Source organism: Streptomyces sp. NPDC005374, assembly GCF_042872225.1.
GTDB lineage: Bacteria > Actinomycetota > Actinomycetes > Streptomycetales > Streptomycetaceae > Streptomyces.
The window spans coordinates 125,359-140,515 of the sequence record NZ_JBIAKA010000006.1; the positions used below are offsets into that span (position 1 = coordinate 125,359).

Genomic DNA, 15,157 nt, shown 5'->3' on the forward strand with positions numbered 1-15,157 from the left:
ACTTGCGTTCGACGCCTGCCCGGGGAAGAGTCCTGTCCCGGACGCCCTTCGGGGCGATGTCGTGCGAGATGGAGCGGGGCAGAGGGATGTGCGTAGTGGATGCGGCGGCCAAGGAGGCTGCCGTCGCTCGATTCCTCCGCGAGTATCCGCAATTGAAGCAAGCTGAAAGCGGCCACCCTGCGCTTCTGGGCTGCGCCGATGTCGCTTGGTCGCAGATTCCCGGGTGTCCCGCCGGGGTCCCGGCGCTGCTTCGTGGTCTCCTTGATCAGGTTGCCGGCCCCGAGGCCATGCGCGTGCTCGACAACCTCCTGATGAACAGCGTCTTTCACCTGAGCCCTGTGATGCCGGCCGCCCTGCCCTTCCTGATCCGACTGGCAGCCCTCCCTGACATCGCGGTGCGCTCCAGCCTGGTCGACCTCTTGATCGTCGCCGCGGAGCTGTCTCAACCCGTCGATGCGGACAACGAACGCCAAGTCCTGCTGCTCGGCGACGAAAGCGATCACCCGGAGCGCGAATGGTGCAGGGCCGCCTTCGCCGCACACGCTTCTGCGGTGCGCGCGTTGTTGGCGGACGAGACTCATCCTGACGGGCTGATCAGCGCGGACGACCGCGAGTGTCTGCTCAGGGCTGTTGAGCCGCAGAGATGTCCCTCCTCATGACTACCCGCAGACCGGCATGGGTGCGGTGCGGGAAAAGATCTTGTGGTGTCTGGTGGGATCACAGCGCCGAACCCTTCCTGGACAGCCCGGTTCTCTGAGCTGAGTCTGCGTCAGTTCCGGGAGCTGATCGCCTCGCTGCGCCGGGAAGGAGCGGATGCGGTCCGTAGGGGTCGACCGTGGAGCCTGCCGTTGGAGGACGGGGTTCTACTGGTCGCCGCGTACTGGCGGACGAACCTGACCCTGCGGCAGCCCGCCCCGCTGTTCGGAGTCTCGAAGTCGACCGCCGACCGCATCATCGACCGTTTCGGACCCCCGCTCGCGCTCCAGCAACGCACGTGGTTCCGCAAGCGCACTGTGCTGATCAGACGGTCTCCTTCAGCTGCGGGGAGGAGTCCTCCACCCGCAACAGATAGGCCGCAGCGACGGCGTAGGAAGCCTCGACGACAAAAACGGCGATCAGCACCGCATGGGGCCACCCATCCGCCACGAAGCTGACCAGGCGCCCCACAGCCAGGCCGCTCATGAAGGTGAACAGCGTGATGAGCGAAGTCCTGGTGTAACGCGGGTTGGAGGCTCCCAGGCAGAACAGGATCGCCATGGCTACGAACAGTGACCCGGAACCGCTCCTGAAAAGGTTCGCCTCCGACGGCGACTGGATGTCGACCCCGTAGACGTCGAGCAAGAGGTGGGGAGCCACGAGATAGACCAACCCGATCACGGCGATCCCGAGACCCGCGGAACCAAGAACCATCTTCTTCAGACTCATCTTTCTGATACCTCCGGTTTGGGAGCTCATCGAAGAAGCTCCAGAACATGCGGCACGAACTGCTCGTGGTGTGGGAAGACGCCCTCACGGCCGGCGTCGGGGCGGATCCGACGTGAGGCGTTCGGCAGGCGATGCACGAGGCTGACCGATACTCGTGCTGGAAGCACGCGGTCGTCCTCGCCGTTCGCGACCAGAACGGGCGCCCGATCAAGGAGATGAACTGCGCTGTTCAGGCGTCGAGATGCCGGCGCAGCCACTGGCCCATCTGCGCGATGGCCTGGTCGACTTCGGGTACGCGGCCAGCGGCGAGGATGAACGAGTGCTGTCCTTCGGGCATCGGGTGGACCTCGGAGGTGACCTGTCATCGTCGGCTCCCCGATCGATTGCATTACGCTCATACTATCATAGGGCGCGAGGGGTTGGAGAGGCGATTGATGGAGGGGCATTACCGAGAGACCGCAAGCAGGCGACGCGACGGCGGATCATCGAGGCAGCCGACCCGCCGGTTCAAAGCCGACGGCATCGACGGTTCAGGGAGCGCCACCTTCATGGCGCACACGCGACTGACCACTCTGGACATCATCAGAAACCGCCACATCAAGCGCGGACAACTCAACTGCACCGCCCCCGGATCCCTCCAAATCCGGCTACGCGCAAGGCGCTACCCACCTGCACGGGTCCGGCCACGTCGTAAACGCCATGAACGGGCAGCCCTGGCAATCGCGTTGACCGAGCCGAAGCACACCCGAGTTTGCGTCCATCATGCGTTCCAGCCGGTGAATCGGGTGCCTCGTGCTGGTGCGTCGCCACCCTCGTATGGTCATCTGGCCTCATGACCGTGCTCGTGACCCGCCGCCACGTTGACTACGTGCGTGTCACCACCACGCTCTGTTCTGCCGTGAGCTGAGTCCGCGCTCGGGTATCCGCACAGTCTTCTCCCACCGCACAGGTCAACCGCCACCCGCAATCCGGGCGCGGCTGTCAACCCTGTGGTTCCTTCACGACGAGGAACAGCTGGCGGCCACCGGCACCCCGGCCTGGCGCGCCTGTCGGTCGGCATCGAGAACCTCGCCGACCTCAAGGCCGACCTGGAGGCAGGGTTCCGCGCGGCGAAGGGCGCGTCCTGAACACCGTACTGACGCCGTCCGAGGTCCCTCTCCCGCCGGCCTCAGGGGCCTGGCGGGAGAGGGACCTCGGACGTCGCCAGTGGTACGAGCGTGACCAACCGCTTCCGTTGGAGGCGGGCGGTGAACTTCCGGGCGTGCGGCCGGCGTTCGAGACGTGGGGGCGGCTCGGCCCCGCCGGACCCGGGCACCCCACCCCCGATTGGTGGGAAGGGCTCGTCGGCCCGGGGCGCGCCCTCGACACGGACCGCTGGTTCGTCGTGGCTCCGGACGTGCTCGGCGGCTGCCAGGGCAGCACCGGACCGTCGTCCTTCACGCCGGGTCGACGCCATTGGGGTAGCGGCTTTCCCTTTCTGACACAGCGTGACCAGGTGGCCGCCGAGGCCGTCGTTGGCCTCTTCGTCGAGCGGGTGGCAGCGGCGGGCCAGACGTTTGAGGACGGTACGGGCGGCAGTGGGCCTCGATCTGCTCGGCGCATCTGGTGGTCGGAGCGGTCGACTTCGCCGATGGTGTGGCTGTGAGCGGTCAGGATGCGGGCGATTTCGACGCCGTAGCTGCCGGCGCCCTCCATGCCCACGGCCAGGACGTCGCGAATCCGTCGGTTCACTGTTCCGCCTCCGACCCACCGGGTGGCCCGCTGCCCGGGCCGGCGCCGACACTCTCGGGGACCAGGCCGATGAGCTCGCCGACCAAGGCGCCGATCCGCTCGTCGATGCGGTCGGCGAGGCGGTCGCGCAGCTCCGTCAACCGGCGGATACGCGCGTCCAGTTCGGCCAGTCGCCGGATGGCCACCTGAGGGACGACACAGGTGGCCGCGCCGGGACCCGTGCGAGCCGGAGGCACCTTCGGGCGGTCGGGCACCGCGTCGAGGATGTCGATGAGGAGACGCACATCGCCGATGGTGAGGCCGGACTCCAGCAGCTCGCGGACGGCGTGCAGTCGGCGTACGTCCTCCTCGCCGTACTCCCGCTGTCCCGACGACGTACGCCGTGCCGTGATCAGGCCGCGCTGCTCGTAGTAGCGCAGGGTTCGTGTGGTGACGCCCATGGCCGCCGCCACGTCGCCGATGCGCATTCCGTCCTCCAGCAGTCGGGTGTCCAGCAGCCGGGTGTCCAGCGACTACAGGTCCACGACCACTGTGCCGATGTGGTGTCCTTCGAGCAGTTCCATGAGGGCGCGGGGTGCCTGGTCGATTCCCGACAGGCGCGCGTGCGGGACGGTGATCGTGCCCTCGCGCAGTGAACGGCCAAACACCTCCTCGTATTCCGCCAGCGCGTCCCGGTGGTGCATGCCGTTGATGCCGCGCAGCTGGACGCCCCGCAGTATGAGTGAGAAGGCGTCGATCTCGACAGGCGCCGCGATCTCGCCCCCCGCCTGTGCGGAGAGCGCGCCGATCAGGCCCACCCGGGCACCGGGGCGGGCGAGGGCCAGGGCGGCCCGGAGTTGTTCCCCGCCGACGTTGTCCACGACTGCGTCGATGCCCTCGGGGGCCGCTTTGCGCAGTTGTTCCTCGATCGGAGCGGCTCCGCGCAGCACTACCGCGTCGTACCCCAGTACCTCGACCAGGTAGTCGGCCTTGTGCTGTGAGCTGGTGCTGCCGATGACCCGACCGGCCCCACGCAGGCGGGCGAACTGCCCGGCCAGGGTGCCGAGTCCGCCTGCCGCGCCCGAGACGAAGACCGTGTCCCCCTCGCGCACCTCAGCCCCCCGGACGACACCGATCCAAGCGGACGGCCCCTGCGAGAGATGCGCCACCAGGTCCGGCAGAACCGTCAGGTCGACAAGCTGCACGGCGCTCGTGTCGACGACCGCGTACTCACGGAACCCCGCCCAGTGCGACACAAGGTCACCGGGGCGCAGTTCCCCGCCGTCGGGGGCAGTCACCACCTCACCGACGGCCGGGGCCGACAGTGGCTGGCCCACCTCGAACGACGGCAACGGCATCCCGGCGTCGCCCCTCATCAGCGTGCGCAGTGAGGCGGCGACACTCATCACACGGTTGCGCACCAGCGCCTGCCCAGGTCCGGGCTCCGGGACGGGGACCTCCGCCATGGTGAAGTGGTCGGGGCTGAGGGCGCCTTCGGGACGGGAGGCGAGACGGATCTCGCGATGAGTGGCGGGAACGGTCGATGTGGACAGGGACATCTACGGGCTCCTGACTGGTCATGGTGGACGCCGCACACCACATGCGACGCCCACCGACACTAGGAGTTGACGCATGCGTCAAGGTCAAGCGTGAACGGGCCCTCAGTCGATTTCGGCGCGTTCCGCTCCCGTCACGATCCACCTGTCGACGTCACGACCGCTGATCGGGGTGTTCGAACCGGATGGCCGCGGCGCAGGATGACGTTGCTGCGGTTCTCCGTACAGGCGATCGACAGCTGCGGCCCACCCTCCAGGTGATCGGGCTGTTCGAAGAACGCCCCGCTCCTGGCGCCGACGGGCCTCCCGGAATCTGTAGCACGGCCGTGTCACCGTCCAGTTCACCGGCGCGGATGTGGTGCAACCGGGCGCGCAGAGGCGTTGCCGAGTCGCTCGGACTGTCGTCGAGATGAGGGTGGAATCCTTCACCGGGGGTGGTCAGCGGCTCGCTCATGAGTCGGACGCCAAAGCCGCTCCGAAAAGAATGTCAACAGGCGCCTATTACGCTTGACCTGCGCCAATGTTCTCGCAACAGAGGACCCAGAAGAGGCGAGGGCCTGGTTCGCGGGCGAGCTCCAGCAGGGCCGCGCCGGTCGAGGTGGTGGAGTGGTGCCATGCGTCGGCCCTCGCGTCATACGGCCGTCGATCCGACACCGGCCGGACCACCAACGGCAGCCCTCACCCCTTGATACGGCCTTCGGGCCTACTTCGCCCCGCGCCGCGTCGGCACCATGACGCCGGCGTGCCGCGCCACCCTCCGCCGCCGTGATCCGCTCGCTTCCTCTCCACCCCTGCGAGGGGCGGAGCGTCTCCGCACTCCTCGATCCAACTGGTCGATGACGCAGGGCGGTTGACCGCGGGAGTGGATCCCCGGTACGGCGGTCCCGGGGCGTCGTACTTCGGCCCGGCCCCGGCTTCACGCTCGCGGGCACCGCCACTCCGGTCACGGCACCCGGGCTCACACAGGGAGCCTGCAAGCGCGGAGCGAGCTCGGTGGACAACTCGCACGGCCGTCCCCATGTCCCCACCCATGACGAAGATGACTCTCGGGTCTTCCCGTTACTTGGAGGCCGTGGGAACGCGATTGAACAACCGGCCGGCGAGGTCGACACCGGTGATCACAGCGTTGTCGTCGCGGGTGAAGAAGCCCCGTTGCCCCTTCAGGCCGCCGCCGGTGACGATGTATTCGTCCGCGTCGCCGGGCAGCAGGCCGAGATCGGCCGGCGGGAGATCCGGGGGCAGTTCGGTGTCCGCCGCCGCGCGGATCTCCGGTTTGATCCCGCATGCGATCGTCAACCCGACCCCGTCCACGGCGATGGTGAGCGTCATCATGTCGTTCGCGTAGCTCCCGACGACTTCCCGGGCCTGCTCCTCGTCGTAGGGCAGCGGCTCCGGGTCCCGGTCGACGACCCCGAGGTAGTTCTCGAGCGCCCACCGGACCGCGGCCTGGTTGAAGGCGAGACCGCCGTCCGGGCCCGCGTTGGACAGGGCAACGACTGCGAAGTTGCGTTCGGGCACGATCAGCAGCTCAGTGAACTGACCGTTGGCCGATCCACCATGGCCGACGGTGCGAACGCCGCCCACGTCGCGCAGGAACCAGCAGATACCGAAGGCGTCGCCGAGCGTGCTGCCCCGCAATTCGACAGTCGGCACTTGCATCTGCTGCAGGACCTCGGCGGGCAACACCTGGGCACCCTCCTGTCCGCGGCCGTCACCGAGATGGAACCGGGCCCAACGAAGCATGTCCGTCACCGAGGACGCGCCGCCCCCGCCGGGGTTGTTGCCGCGGCTGTCCTTCCACTGCCGCGCGACGGCCGGCGTCCCGTTCTCACCGACGTTGTGCCCCACTGCGAAGCGCCGTGTCATGACGTCACCGGTGGCGAAGTAAGTGTGCCCAAGGCCCAACGGCTCGAGCAGAAGCGAGGCGATGGCCTGCTCATAGGTCAGACCCGTGACCATTTCTATGATCCGTCCAGCCAGGTTGTACCCCACCTGACTGTAGGAGGCCCGGGCACCAGGCGGCGCGATCAGCTCCGACTCGGACATCCTTGCCACATACGCGGCCAGGGCATCGTCCCCCTCGCCGGTGTCGACACTCATCCTCCAGTCAAGGCCCGCAGTGTGATTGAGCAGCTGCAACACGGTGATCTCCGCCGCAGCCTGCTCATCTGGGAGCGTGAGGTCGGGAACATACCGGTGCACCGGCGCGTTCAGCTCGACCCGCCCCTCCGCGACCAGGCGCATCAGCGCGGTTGCCGTAAAGGGCTTCGTGACCGAGCCCAGCACGAACAGCGTGTGTTGATCGACGGGCAGCGGGTTCTCGACGCTCGTCACGCCGTGGCACCCGTAGACCTCCCGGCCGTCCGCCCACACCCCGACGGCAGCACCGGGCAACCCGAACTTCGTGGCTGTCGCCTCGACGAACTCCGACAGCGTGTCCCGCTCATCGCTCATGACAACTCCCTCATCGAGGAAGGGGAGGGGTTTCCCCGTCTTCAGCCATGATCCTTGCCCGTCCTCGGCGTTGACCGCTGGAAGATCGGGAAAGTCGCGGGACTGTTCTGGGCGACAGGTCGGCCCGATGTGTGGCCACCTCGACACCGGCCCGTCCGGCGCCACAGCTGCCGCCCCTCCAGTCCACCTGCTGAATCACCCACCAGCCGAACCTTCTGTCTTCTGGCGCGCGAGGGTTGCGGAACCGCCACGCGCCGGTGTCCCGGCTCGTCGCATCGCCGGGATGCTCGCAGCAGGGACAACCCTGGGAGCATCCCGGCGTGTTGTGGCTTCGTCCTCGTCCGGCGGGCTGCCGGCGTTCGGTGTCAGCGTGCGGCCAGCTCCTGCTCGCTCACGGTCATCGCGGCCGTCTCCGTGCTCCGGTCCAGCGAACGTGCGACCACCAGATAGGCCAGGGCGGCCACGACGAGTCCGACGACCCAGGCGATGTCGGTTCCGGCCAGTTGCTGCGCGGCAGGTCCGGTGTAGTGCCAGCCGCCGAGGTCGGGAAGGACCATGAACGGGATCTCCGCGGCGAAACCGATCCCGTAGGCGGTCAGGCCGCGCCAGGACCACGCGCCGTAGACACCGGTGGGGGTGAACAGGTCGGTGATGGCGTAGTGCCCGCGGCGGACCACGAAGAAGTCCACCAGGTTGGTCGCCGTCCACGGGACGAGCAGGTACAGCATCAGGGTGAGTGCGGTGAAGATGGTGGAGACGGCGTCCGCAGTGATCAGCGAGGCGACGGTGTACCACAGCGCGGCAAGTCCCAGGATGGTGACGATGCGCGCTGTCTGGGTGGGCTTGATGCTGCGGACCGAGTCAATGCCCGTCAGCACCGTCAGCATGCCGCCATAGGCGTTCATGCCCATGGTCGCGACCAGGCTGAGCGCGGAGAGCACGGCCGCAGCCGCGCCCAGGCCGGGAATGAAGTTGTCGCCCGCGTCCCGCAGACCGACCAGGCCGTCCGCGGCGCCGAGCCGGATGGCCAGCCAGGCGCCCAGGGCGATCAGCCAGACCGCGGAGCCCGAGGCCCCGAAGAACACGGACGCGATGAGCGCGCGGGGGGAGGTCGTACGGGGCAGGTAGCGCGAGTAGTCCGAGACGTAGGGCGCGTACGTGATGTTGTACGCGGCGGCGGCGGAGAACTGGGCGAAGAAGGCGGCCCAGGTGAAGGCCAGGTGGTGGCTGGGGGCGTGGCCGCCTGCCTGCCCGGTCAGAACGCCCACGGTCAGCAGCACCATCAGGGGCAGCGAGACGTACAGCAGCCAACGGAAGGCCCGATGCACCCAGTCGTGCCCGTAGACGGCGAGCAGGACCGCCAGGAGCGCGGTGCCGACCGCGACCCAGCCGGGGCTCCAACCGAACACGCCGTGCAGTCCCTCGGCGAGCAGTACCTGGTCGGCGACGTTGAAGCCCAGGTAGGTGAACAGAGTGCCGATCAGGACCAGGACGACGCCGCGGTAGCCGAACTGGGCCCGGGACTGGATCATCTGGGGCAGCCCGAGGACCGGGCCCTGCGAGGCGTGGAAGGCCATGAACAGGGTGCCGACGACGATGCCGAGCACCCCCGCGAGAATGGTCTGCCCCAGGGGCAGACCCAACGAGGGGCCGACGAAGCCCAGCGCGACGGTGAAGTACTGGAAGTTGCCCAGGAACCACAGGGGTCCTTGGTGCCAGATCTTTCCGTGCCGTTCGGCGTCGGGAACCCAGTCGATGGACCGGGTCTCCGCCCGAAGGGTTCCGCTGGGTGCCTCGGGGACTTCGGTCCGTGTACTCGTCGTTTCCGCCACGTCGGCGTCTCCTCTGGATCAACGCGATAGGTGATGGGCCGCTGTGCTGCGTACGGCCTGGGCCGCTGGAGGGGAAACGACGGTGTCTTCCGTCCGCGAGAGTCGGCCACCCTCATGAGAGGGGGTGCGGGTCCTTGGGGTGGGCTGAAAAGTGCCTGCCGCCGAAACCGGGTCTCGCGGCTCGTGCCGTGGGGAGGCGCGAGAGTCGGCATCCGGCCCGGGTTGCGGTGGGGGCTGCCTCAGACGGGTCCGCAACGTTGCGGACCCGGCAGGCGGACGGGCTCATTACTTCACGCCCGGGCCCGGCGGGCTGACCAGATCGTACGTGGTGAGACAGCAGGCGCACGGTTGTACGGGCGCAGCGACCTGCTTGGCTCACGCGCTGCCGAGGGACCGAAGCGTGGGCCGGGCCGGTGGAGACCCGTTGTCGAAAGGCACTCCGGCGCCGGCGACGACATCGCACCGATCCACCTGGTCCAGTCGGGGCAACCGCGCGAAGGTCGCGAGGCCGGCGCGGCGCGGGACTCGCGAGGAATCCACAGGTCCCTGGATCGGTCATCGCGGCTCTCCTTCCCGATACGGCGTGTGCCCCAGTGTGTGACCGTCGTAAAGGATCGACAATTGTCTCAGGAATGAAGTATTAGGATCTTTCTTGTGGCCGACCACAAACTTAGCGTTGAGGACCTGCTCTCCTTCCCCGCCCTCCAGCTGACCGTTCTGGCGGGCGCGAGCGGCCTGCGACGGTCCGTGTCCTGGGCCCATGTCAGCGAACTGGAAGACCCCACGCCCTGGCTGCTTGGCGCCGAGATGATTCTGACCACCGGGCTGGCCCTGCCCCGCACGGGAGCCCGCCAGCGCGCCTATCTGGAGCGTCTCGACGACGCGGGCGTGTCCGCACTCGCGCTCTCCGCCCAGCTCCACGTGCCTCCCCTGCATCCCGCCTTCGTCCAGGCGGCGGAGGAACGAGGCATGCCCGTCCTCGAAGTCCCCCTCTCCGTGCCCTTCATCGCCATCGCGCAGGAGGTCGCAGCAGCCGTCCAGGAGATCCCCGGACAGCGCCTCGGAGCGCAGCTGCAGGTCTTCGGCGCCCTGCGCTGGCTTGCCACCGAGCGACTGGAGACCGCCGTACTGTTCCGCCGACTGGAGCGGCTGTCCGGCTACCAGGTGTATCTGTGCACGACACAGGGACGAACCCTGCTGCCTGGCGTCCCCGTGCCCGACCCCGACCTGCTCCCCGGCTCGGTGGATGCGCCGCCGAGCATCCCCGGCGGCTTCGCGGTGCCCGTGCTCGCCCCCGGCGGCCCGGCCGGATTCCTGGTCGCACTGGAGCGCCGGGGCGCCAGTCCGGCGGGGCTCGCGGTGGTTCAGCACATCGCCACCGTCGCCGCCCTGCAGCTGGCCATGGTCCGCCAGGAGCGCGAGACTCTGCGGCGCGAAGGCGCGGAGACGCTGGCCGAACTGCTCCAGGACGTCCTGGACCCCGCCGCCGCGAGGCGCCGCCTGCAGCGGCTGTCCATCGAGGGCGACATCGCGCTCGTGGTGGTGCGCACCGTCAGCGAGGACGACCTACTGCGCAACCTGGACGAACTCCCGTACCTGATGCTCAACCGCGGCGACGAGCGCTATCTTCTCGGTCCCCCGGAGCTGGGGACGGCGATCGCCGCGATTCCCGGTGTCGCGGTCGGCATGAGCCGCTCCTTCGCCCCCGGGGAATCGCTGAGAGTCGCCCAGCGCGAAGCGCTCTGGGCGGTGTCCCAGGCCGCCCAGTCGGGCAGACCACTGGTCCGCTACGGCAACGACCCGACCGGCCGCTGGCTCCCAGACGATCCGACGGTGCTGAGCGCACTGGTCGAGCATGTCCTCGGAGACGTGATGCGTTACGACGCCGCTCACAACGCCGATCTGCTCATCTCCGTGCGCACCTGGATGGAACGCGACCGCCGCACTGATGCCGCAGCAGCGGCTCTGCACATCCACCCCAACACCCTGGCCTACCGACTGCGCCGCTTCGCAGACCTGTCCGGGAGGGGTCTGTCGTCGACCGAAACCTTCGCCGAGGTCTGGTTGGCCATTCGAGCGGCCGGGCAACTCGGACTGACCGACTGACCAGCTGAACGTTCGGAAAGTCTTCACCCCGCAGCGTCGCGACACATACCGCATGGCTGTTCCGGGATCGATGCGCGCCCCCGGGCACCGGTTCCCGGCACCGTCCGCGCAGGTGTGGAGAAGACGGCTGCCGGCTCCGCCGCCCGGGAGCCGAGGGGCCCGGGCGGCGGAGTGCTGGTGTCAGTGCGTCAGGGGGTCAGCTGCCAGCGCGCGATGTACCCGACGTCGATGGACGCCCGGTCCTGCACCCGCAACTTCCAGGTGCCGTTGACCTGTTGGGCGGAGGCGTCGACCGTGAAGGTCTGGTCGACGTTGTCGGCGGAACCGCCGCTGCGGTTGAGCAGGGAGTAGACGGTGCCGTCGGGGCCGACGAGGTCGACGGTCAGGTCACCGCGGTAGGTGTGGACGATGTTGACGTAGACCTTGGTGGTCGCGGAGGCGTTGCCGTCGCGGCCGGTGATGGTCACCGGGGACTCGACGGCGGCCCCGTTGTCGGGGATGTCCACGCGGGAGGCGTTGGCGTAGACGTAGGCGATCTGCCAGCTGAAGGTGTCCGAGGCGCTCGCCCCGGTGCTGTCGGTGACCGTGACCGTGACGTCTGCGGTGCCGAGGGTGGTCGGGGTGCCGCTGATCAGGCCGCTGGGGCTGATGGTCAGGCCGTCGGGCAGGCCGGTGGCCTCATACGTCAGTGCGGCCTCGGAGTTGGTGGTGTAGGCGTCCAGTTGCAGGCTGACCACCTGGTTGACGCCGCTGATCTGGTCGGCGACCGGGGCGAGGTTGACGCCGAGGGAGATGCGGTTGCCGACGTTGATGGCGGCCCAGGCGTCGGCGACGGCGAGGTAGGTCGGGCTGTAGGCGCCGAACAGGTCGGCGGCGGCCGAGAGGGTGGCGGTGCGGGCACCGGCGTAGTCGGTCGTCGAGGTCATGTAGGTGGTGAGCGCGCGGTACCAGATGGCGGCGGCGTTCTCGATGCCGATGCCGGTCACGGGCCGGCCGTCGTAGGTGGGGCTGTCGTAGGAGACGCCGTTGACGGTCTTGGCGCCGCTGCCCTCGGACAGGAGGTAGAAGAAGTGGTTGGCCGGGCCGGAGGAGTAGTGGACGTCGACGCCGCCCAGGGTGGAGCTCCAACTGTCCCTGGACGCACCGTCCTTGGAAGGCTTGTCCATGTACCGCAGCGGCGTGCCGTTGCCGTTGATGTCGATCTTCTCGCCGACCAGGTAGTCGCCGGGGTCGGCCGTGAGGTTCTCGTGGAACTCGACGGCGGCGGCGAAGATGTCGGACGTCGCCTCGTTCAGGCCGCCGGACTCGCCCGAGTAGACCAGGCCCGCGGTGGCGGCGGTGACACCGTGGCTCATCTCGTGGGCGGCCACGTCGAGCGCGGTCAACGGGTGGGTGTTGCCCGAGCCGTCGCCGTACGTCATGCAGAAACAGGAGTCCTGCCAGAAGGCGTTGACGTAGTTGCTGCCGTAATGGGCGCGGCTGTAGGCGGCGACGCCGTCGTTGCGGATGCCGTTGCGGCCGTACGCCTCCTTGTAGAAGTCCCAGGTGGCCGCGGCTCCGAAGGCCACGTCGACGCCGGCCGTCTGGCGGTTGGACGGCAGGCCGTTGCCCCAGACATCGTTGTCGTCCGTGAAGAGGGTGCCGGTTCCCGAGGTGCCCTGGTTCAGGTCGTACGTCTTGTGCCCGGCACGGTCGGCGTCGGTGAGCTGGTACGTCGAGCCGGACAGGGTGGTGCCGAGCGGAACCGTGCCGACGTACTGGCCGGTGCCCTCGCCGGTGTGCACCTTCTCGGCGGCCAGGAGTTCCTTGCCGGTGGCGGCGTCGGTGACGACCTGGAGTTCGCTGGGCGTGCCGTCCTGCTGGACGCCCTCGACGACGGTCTCCCAGGCGAGCACGGGCTTGGTGGTACCGGCCCAGATCACCAGACGGGAGTCGTTCTCCACGTCGGCGCCCTTGACGTGATCCTTCTTGGAGGCGGCAAGGGCCTTGCCGGTGGCGCCGGCGGCCGTGATCTTCGGGCTGAGTGTGGGCACCGAGAGGCGTGCCGCGCTCGCCTTCGTGACGGTCGTACGACCGCTGTCCTCATGGTGGACGACCAGGTCGCCGCCCAGGACCGGCAGTCCGGAGTAGGTGCGCTCGTAGCGGGTGTGCGTGGTGCCGTCGGCGTCGATGACGACGTCCTTGACGACGAGCTTTTCCTTCGCGCCGACGCCTATGCGCTGAGCGGTCGCGGGTGCCGCGGACTGGGCGCTTTTGATCAGGGCGGTGCGGCGGGCGGGGGTCAGGGAGGTCTGGGCCGCGCCGGCCCGGGGGGTGGCGGTGATCCGCGCGGGGCCCTGGTCCGCCGGGGCCGCGGTGGCCAGGTCCGGAGCGGCCAGGGCGAGCAGGGACCCGACCGCTGTGAGGGCGAGGGCGGTGGCGCGTCTGCGCCGGATCTGAGCGCGGTGTTGCAGGGACAACGACGTCTCCTTCGGTACGACGGCCCGGACTGGGTGGGGGCCGCGGACGAGTCGGGCCGGCGGGGTGGGCCGGTCCGGAACGCTGCACGGCATGCGGGTGGAAGGAGGTGGGGGTGAGGGAACGCGCGCCTGTCACGTGAGGAAGCTGTCAAGGAACTGTGAATGACTGGAGAAGGGTGACATCGCGCACGATCTTTTGTCATGCGATCGTCAAGACAACGGCTGGATTTGACCATGCCGCGCCACGCAAACCGGTACACGTGGCATTTGCTTACGGCTCGATCCGGCCCCCGGCGCCTCAGCGATCAACCCTCGCGGGGACGTGACCGCGGGCATGATGGAGGCCATGCCGTACACCGCCCGCCGTATGTTCGAGCTCCTCGAACCGATCTGCCTCGTCACCTTCTTCGCCGACGAGTGCAACGAGGAACTGGCCGCGCTAGGCCACCGCACCTACTGGGACGGCTACTTCGCCAGCCGCGCCGCGCCGCTCGGGCGAGTGCCGGCAGAGGTCGTGCACGCGGCCTTCTACAGCTTCGCGGACGGAGAGGCCGCACGGCACATCCCGAGCGCGTGGGAGACGATCCCGCCCGAGGCGTCCGTCGCGGCGCGGGAGCGGGGCAGCGCGGCCTCCCTCCGGCGGATCCTCGGCGACGAACTGGCCCACTCCCCCGGCCTGGTACGCGCCGCCGACCTGACCACCAAGGCGGCGGCGAACGCGCCCACGGAAGGCCGGGTGATGTACGCCGGCATGCGCACCCTTGCCGTACCGAGCGATCCGGTCGCCCGCCTGTGGCACTCCGCGACCGTGCTGCGCGAGCATCGCGGCGACGGACACATCGCCGCTCTCGTCGGCGCGCGCATCGGAGGCACCGAGGCGCACATCCTCACCGCGCTGGAGCTGGGCATCCACCCGCCGGAGTCGTTCGGGCGGGTCCATCACCTGCCGAAGGAGCGGCTGGCCTCGGTCATGGAGGGCCTGCGCGAGCGCGGACTCGTCGACAGCGAGGGCCGGTTCACGGATGTGGGCCGCGAGACCAAGCAACGCATCGAGGACCTCACCGACGAGCTCGCCGCCCCGCCGTACCAAGCCCTGTCCCCCGCCGAGCTCGACGAGCTGATCGCCCAACTCGAACCCATCACCGCGAGGCTGGTGGCCGCCGGGTCCAAGTGAGCCGTGGGACGCCAGGCCCGGCTGGGCCCGTGGTCTGGAGATGCCGTACGGGGTGGGGCTCCCCCTGCCGCCTCCCCGCAACCCCGGCCCGGGCTGCGCCGCCAACTCCGCCTGCGCCGCCGTTCCGGCGAACGCCGAGTCTCTCCTGTCCTGCCGAGGGTCGAGAGGAGTCCTCCCGGATGCGGGACACTGTCGCGCACGCTTCCCCCCTGGAACATGACCAGGCGGCAGACGAAGTACATTTCGAGCCCGTCCCCCACGCGACCGGCCTGACGTAGCGTGATCGACGTGACGGCTGAGGGCGAAGCTCTGTGGTCGGCGGCATGGCGAACGTGGGCGCGGTCTTCCGGCGCGGCGACCTGGTCGAACGCCCGGCCCCGCGCACCGCACGCGCCCTCCATGCCCATCCACTCCAGCGGTACACCGGGCGTCGCGAAACTT

Annotated in this window: 9 protein-coding genes and 6 pseudogenes; 7 read left to right on the forward strand and 8 right to left on the reverse strand. The window is 69.0% G+C overall.

Annotated elements, in window-relative coordinates:
* Positions 1 to 95 precede the first annotated feature (95 nt).
* Together ACFYRX_RS16815 and ACFYRX_RS16820 are read left to right on the forward strand one after the other, a co-directional pair.
* Positions 96 to 659, forward strand: a complete 564-nt coding sequence (locus tag ACFYRX_RS16815) for a hypothetical protein (RefSeq protein WP_389100187.1) — start codon at positions 96 to 98, stop codon at positions 657 to 659.
* 45 nt (positions 660 to 704) lie between these two features.
* Positions 705 to 1,022, forward strand: a pseudogene (locus ACFYRX_RS16820) (transposase family protein); the annotation flags it as partial.
* On the opposite strand, the gene ACFYRX_RS16825 reads toward ACFYRX_RS16820, so the two are convergent.
* Positions 1,021 to 1,455 (reverse strand): DUF4345 domain-containing protein, encoded by a 435-nt coding sequence (locus ACFYRX_RS16825; RefSeq protein ID WP_389100189.1) that lies wholly within the window; start codon positions 1,453 to 1,455, stop codon positions 1,021 to 1,023. The pseudogene ACFYRX_RS16820 and the gene ACFYRX_RS16825 overlap by 2 nt on opposite strands.
* 972 nt (positions 1,456 to 2,427) lie before the next feature.
* Between ACFYRX_RS16825 and ACFYRX_RS16830 the strand changes: the two are divergent.
* Both ACFYRX_RS16830 and ACFYRX_RS16835 read left to right on the forward strand, forming a co-directional pair.
* Positions 2,428 to 2,552: pseudogene (locus tag ACFYRX_RS16830) on the forward strand (PLP-dependent transferase); the annotation flags it as partial.
* Positions 2,549 to 2,935 (forward strand): annotated as a pseudogene (locus tag ACFYRX_RS16835) (homoserine O-acetyltransferase); the annotation flags it as partial. The pseudogenes ACFYRX_RS16830 and ACFYRX_RS16835, both read left to right, overlap by 4 nt.
* Before the next feature lie 217 nt (positions 2,936 to 3,152).
* Here the strand turns inward: ACFYRX_RS16835 and ACFYRX_RS16840 are convergent.
* The 6 genes and pseudogenes from ACFYRX_RS16840 to ACFYRX_RS16865 all read right to left on the reverse strand — a co-directional run.
* Positions 3,153 to 3,623, reverse strand: coding sequence for a MerR family transcriptional regulator (locus tag ACFYRX_RS16840; protein WP_389100191.1), 471 nt, complete (start codon positions 3,621 to 3,623; stop codon positions 3,153 to 3,155).
* Positions 3,624 to 3,668: 45 nt separating this feature from the next.
* Positions 3,669 to 4,694 carry an MDR family NADP-dependent oxidoreductase gene (locus tag ACFYRX_RS16845; RefSeq protein ID WP_389100193.1) on the reverse strand — a complete coding sequence of 342 codons (1,026 nt, stop codon included), beginning with the start codon at positions 4,692 to 4,694 and terminating at the stop codon, positions 3,669 to 3,671.
* A gap of 319 nt (positions 4,695 to 5,013) precedes the next feature.
* A pseudogene (locus ACFYRX_RS16850) lies at positions 5,014 to 5,145 on the reverse strand (cupin); the annotation flags it as partial.
* Positions 5,146 to 5,750: 605 nt separating this feature from the next.
* Complete coding sequence (locus ACFYRX_RS16855) at positions 5,751 to 7,145, reverse strand: serine hydrolase domain-containing protein (RefSeq protein ID WP_389100195.1); 1,395 nt, start codon at positions 7,143 to 7,145, stop codon at positions 5,751 to 5,753.
* Positions 7,146 to 7,510: 365 nt separating this feature from the next.
* The gene (locus ACFYRX_RS16860; protein WP_389100197.1) at positions 7,511 to 8,977 is read right to left on the reverse strand and encodes a purine-cytosine permease family protein; all 1,467 of its coding nucleotides are present in this window, start codon (positions 8,975 to 8,977) and stop codon (positions 7,511 to 7,513) included.
* Between the two features lie 326 nt (positions 8,978 to 9,303).
* Positions 9,304 to 9,529, reverse strand: a pseudogene (locus ACFYRX_RS16865) (arginase family protein); the annotation flags it as partial.
* 102 nt (positions 9,530 to 9,631) lie between these two features.
* On the opposite strand from ACFYRX_RS16865, the gene ACFYRX_RS16870 reads away from it, so the two are divergent.
* Positions 9,632 to 11,083, forward strand: a complete 1,452-nt coding sequence (locus ACFYRX_RS16870; protein WP_389100199.1) for a PucR family transcriptional regulator — start codon at positions 9,632 to 9,634, stop codon at positions 11,081 to 11,083.
* A 188-nt stretch (positions 11,084 to 11,271) separates the two neighbouring features.
* Here the strand turns inward: ACFYRX_RS16870 and ACFYRX_RS16875 are convergent, their stop codons facing one another.
* Positions 11,272 to 13,542, reverse strand: a complete 2,271-nt coding sequence (locus ACFYRX_RS16875) for a M4 family metallopeptidase (protein ID WP_389100201.1) — start codon at positions 13,540 to 13,542, stop codon at positions 11,272 to 11,274.
* Between the two features lie 346 nt (positions 13,543 to 13,888).
* Between ACFYRX_RS16875 and ACFYRX_RS16880 the strand changes: the two genes are divergently transcribed.
* A complete protein-coding gene (locus ACFYRX_RS16880; protein ID WP_389100203.1) occupies positions 13,889 to 14,716 on the forward strand; it encodes a MarR family transcriptional regulator in 828 nt (275 codons plus the stop codon).
* A 279-nt stretch (positions 14,717 to 14,995) separates the two neighbouring features.
* A pseudogene (locus ACFYRX_RS16885) lies at positions 14,996 to 15,129 on the forward strand (aminoglycoside phosphotransferase family protein); the annotation flags it as partial.
* Positions 15,130 to 15,157: the final 28 nt, after the last annotated feature.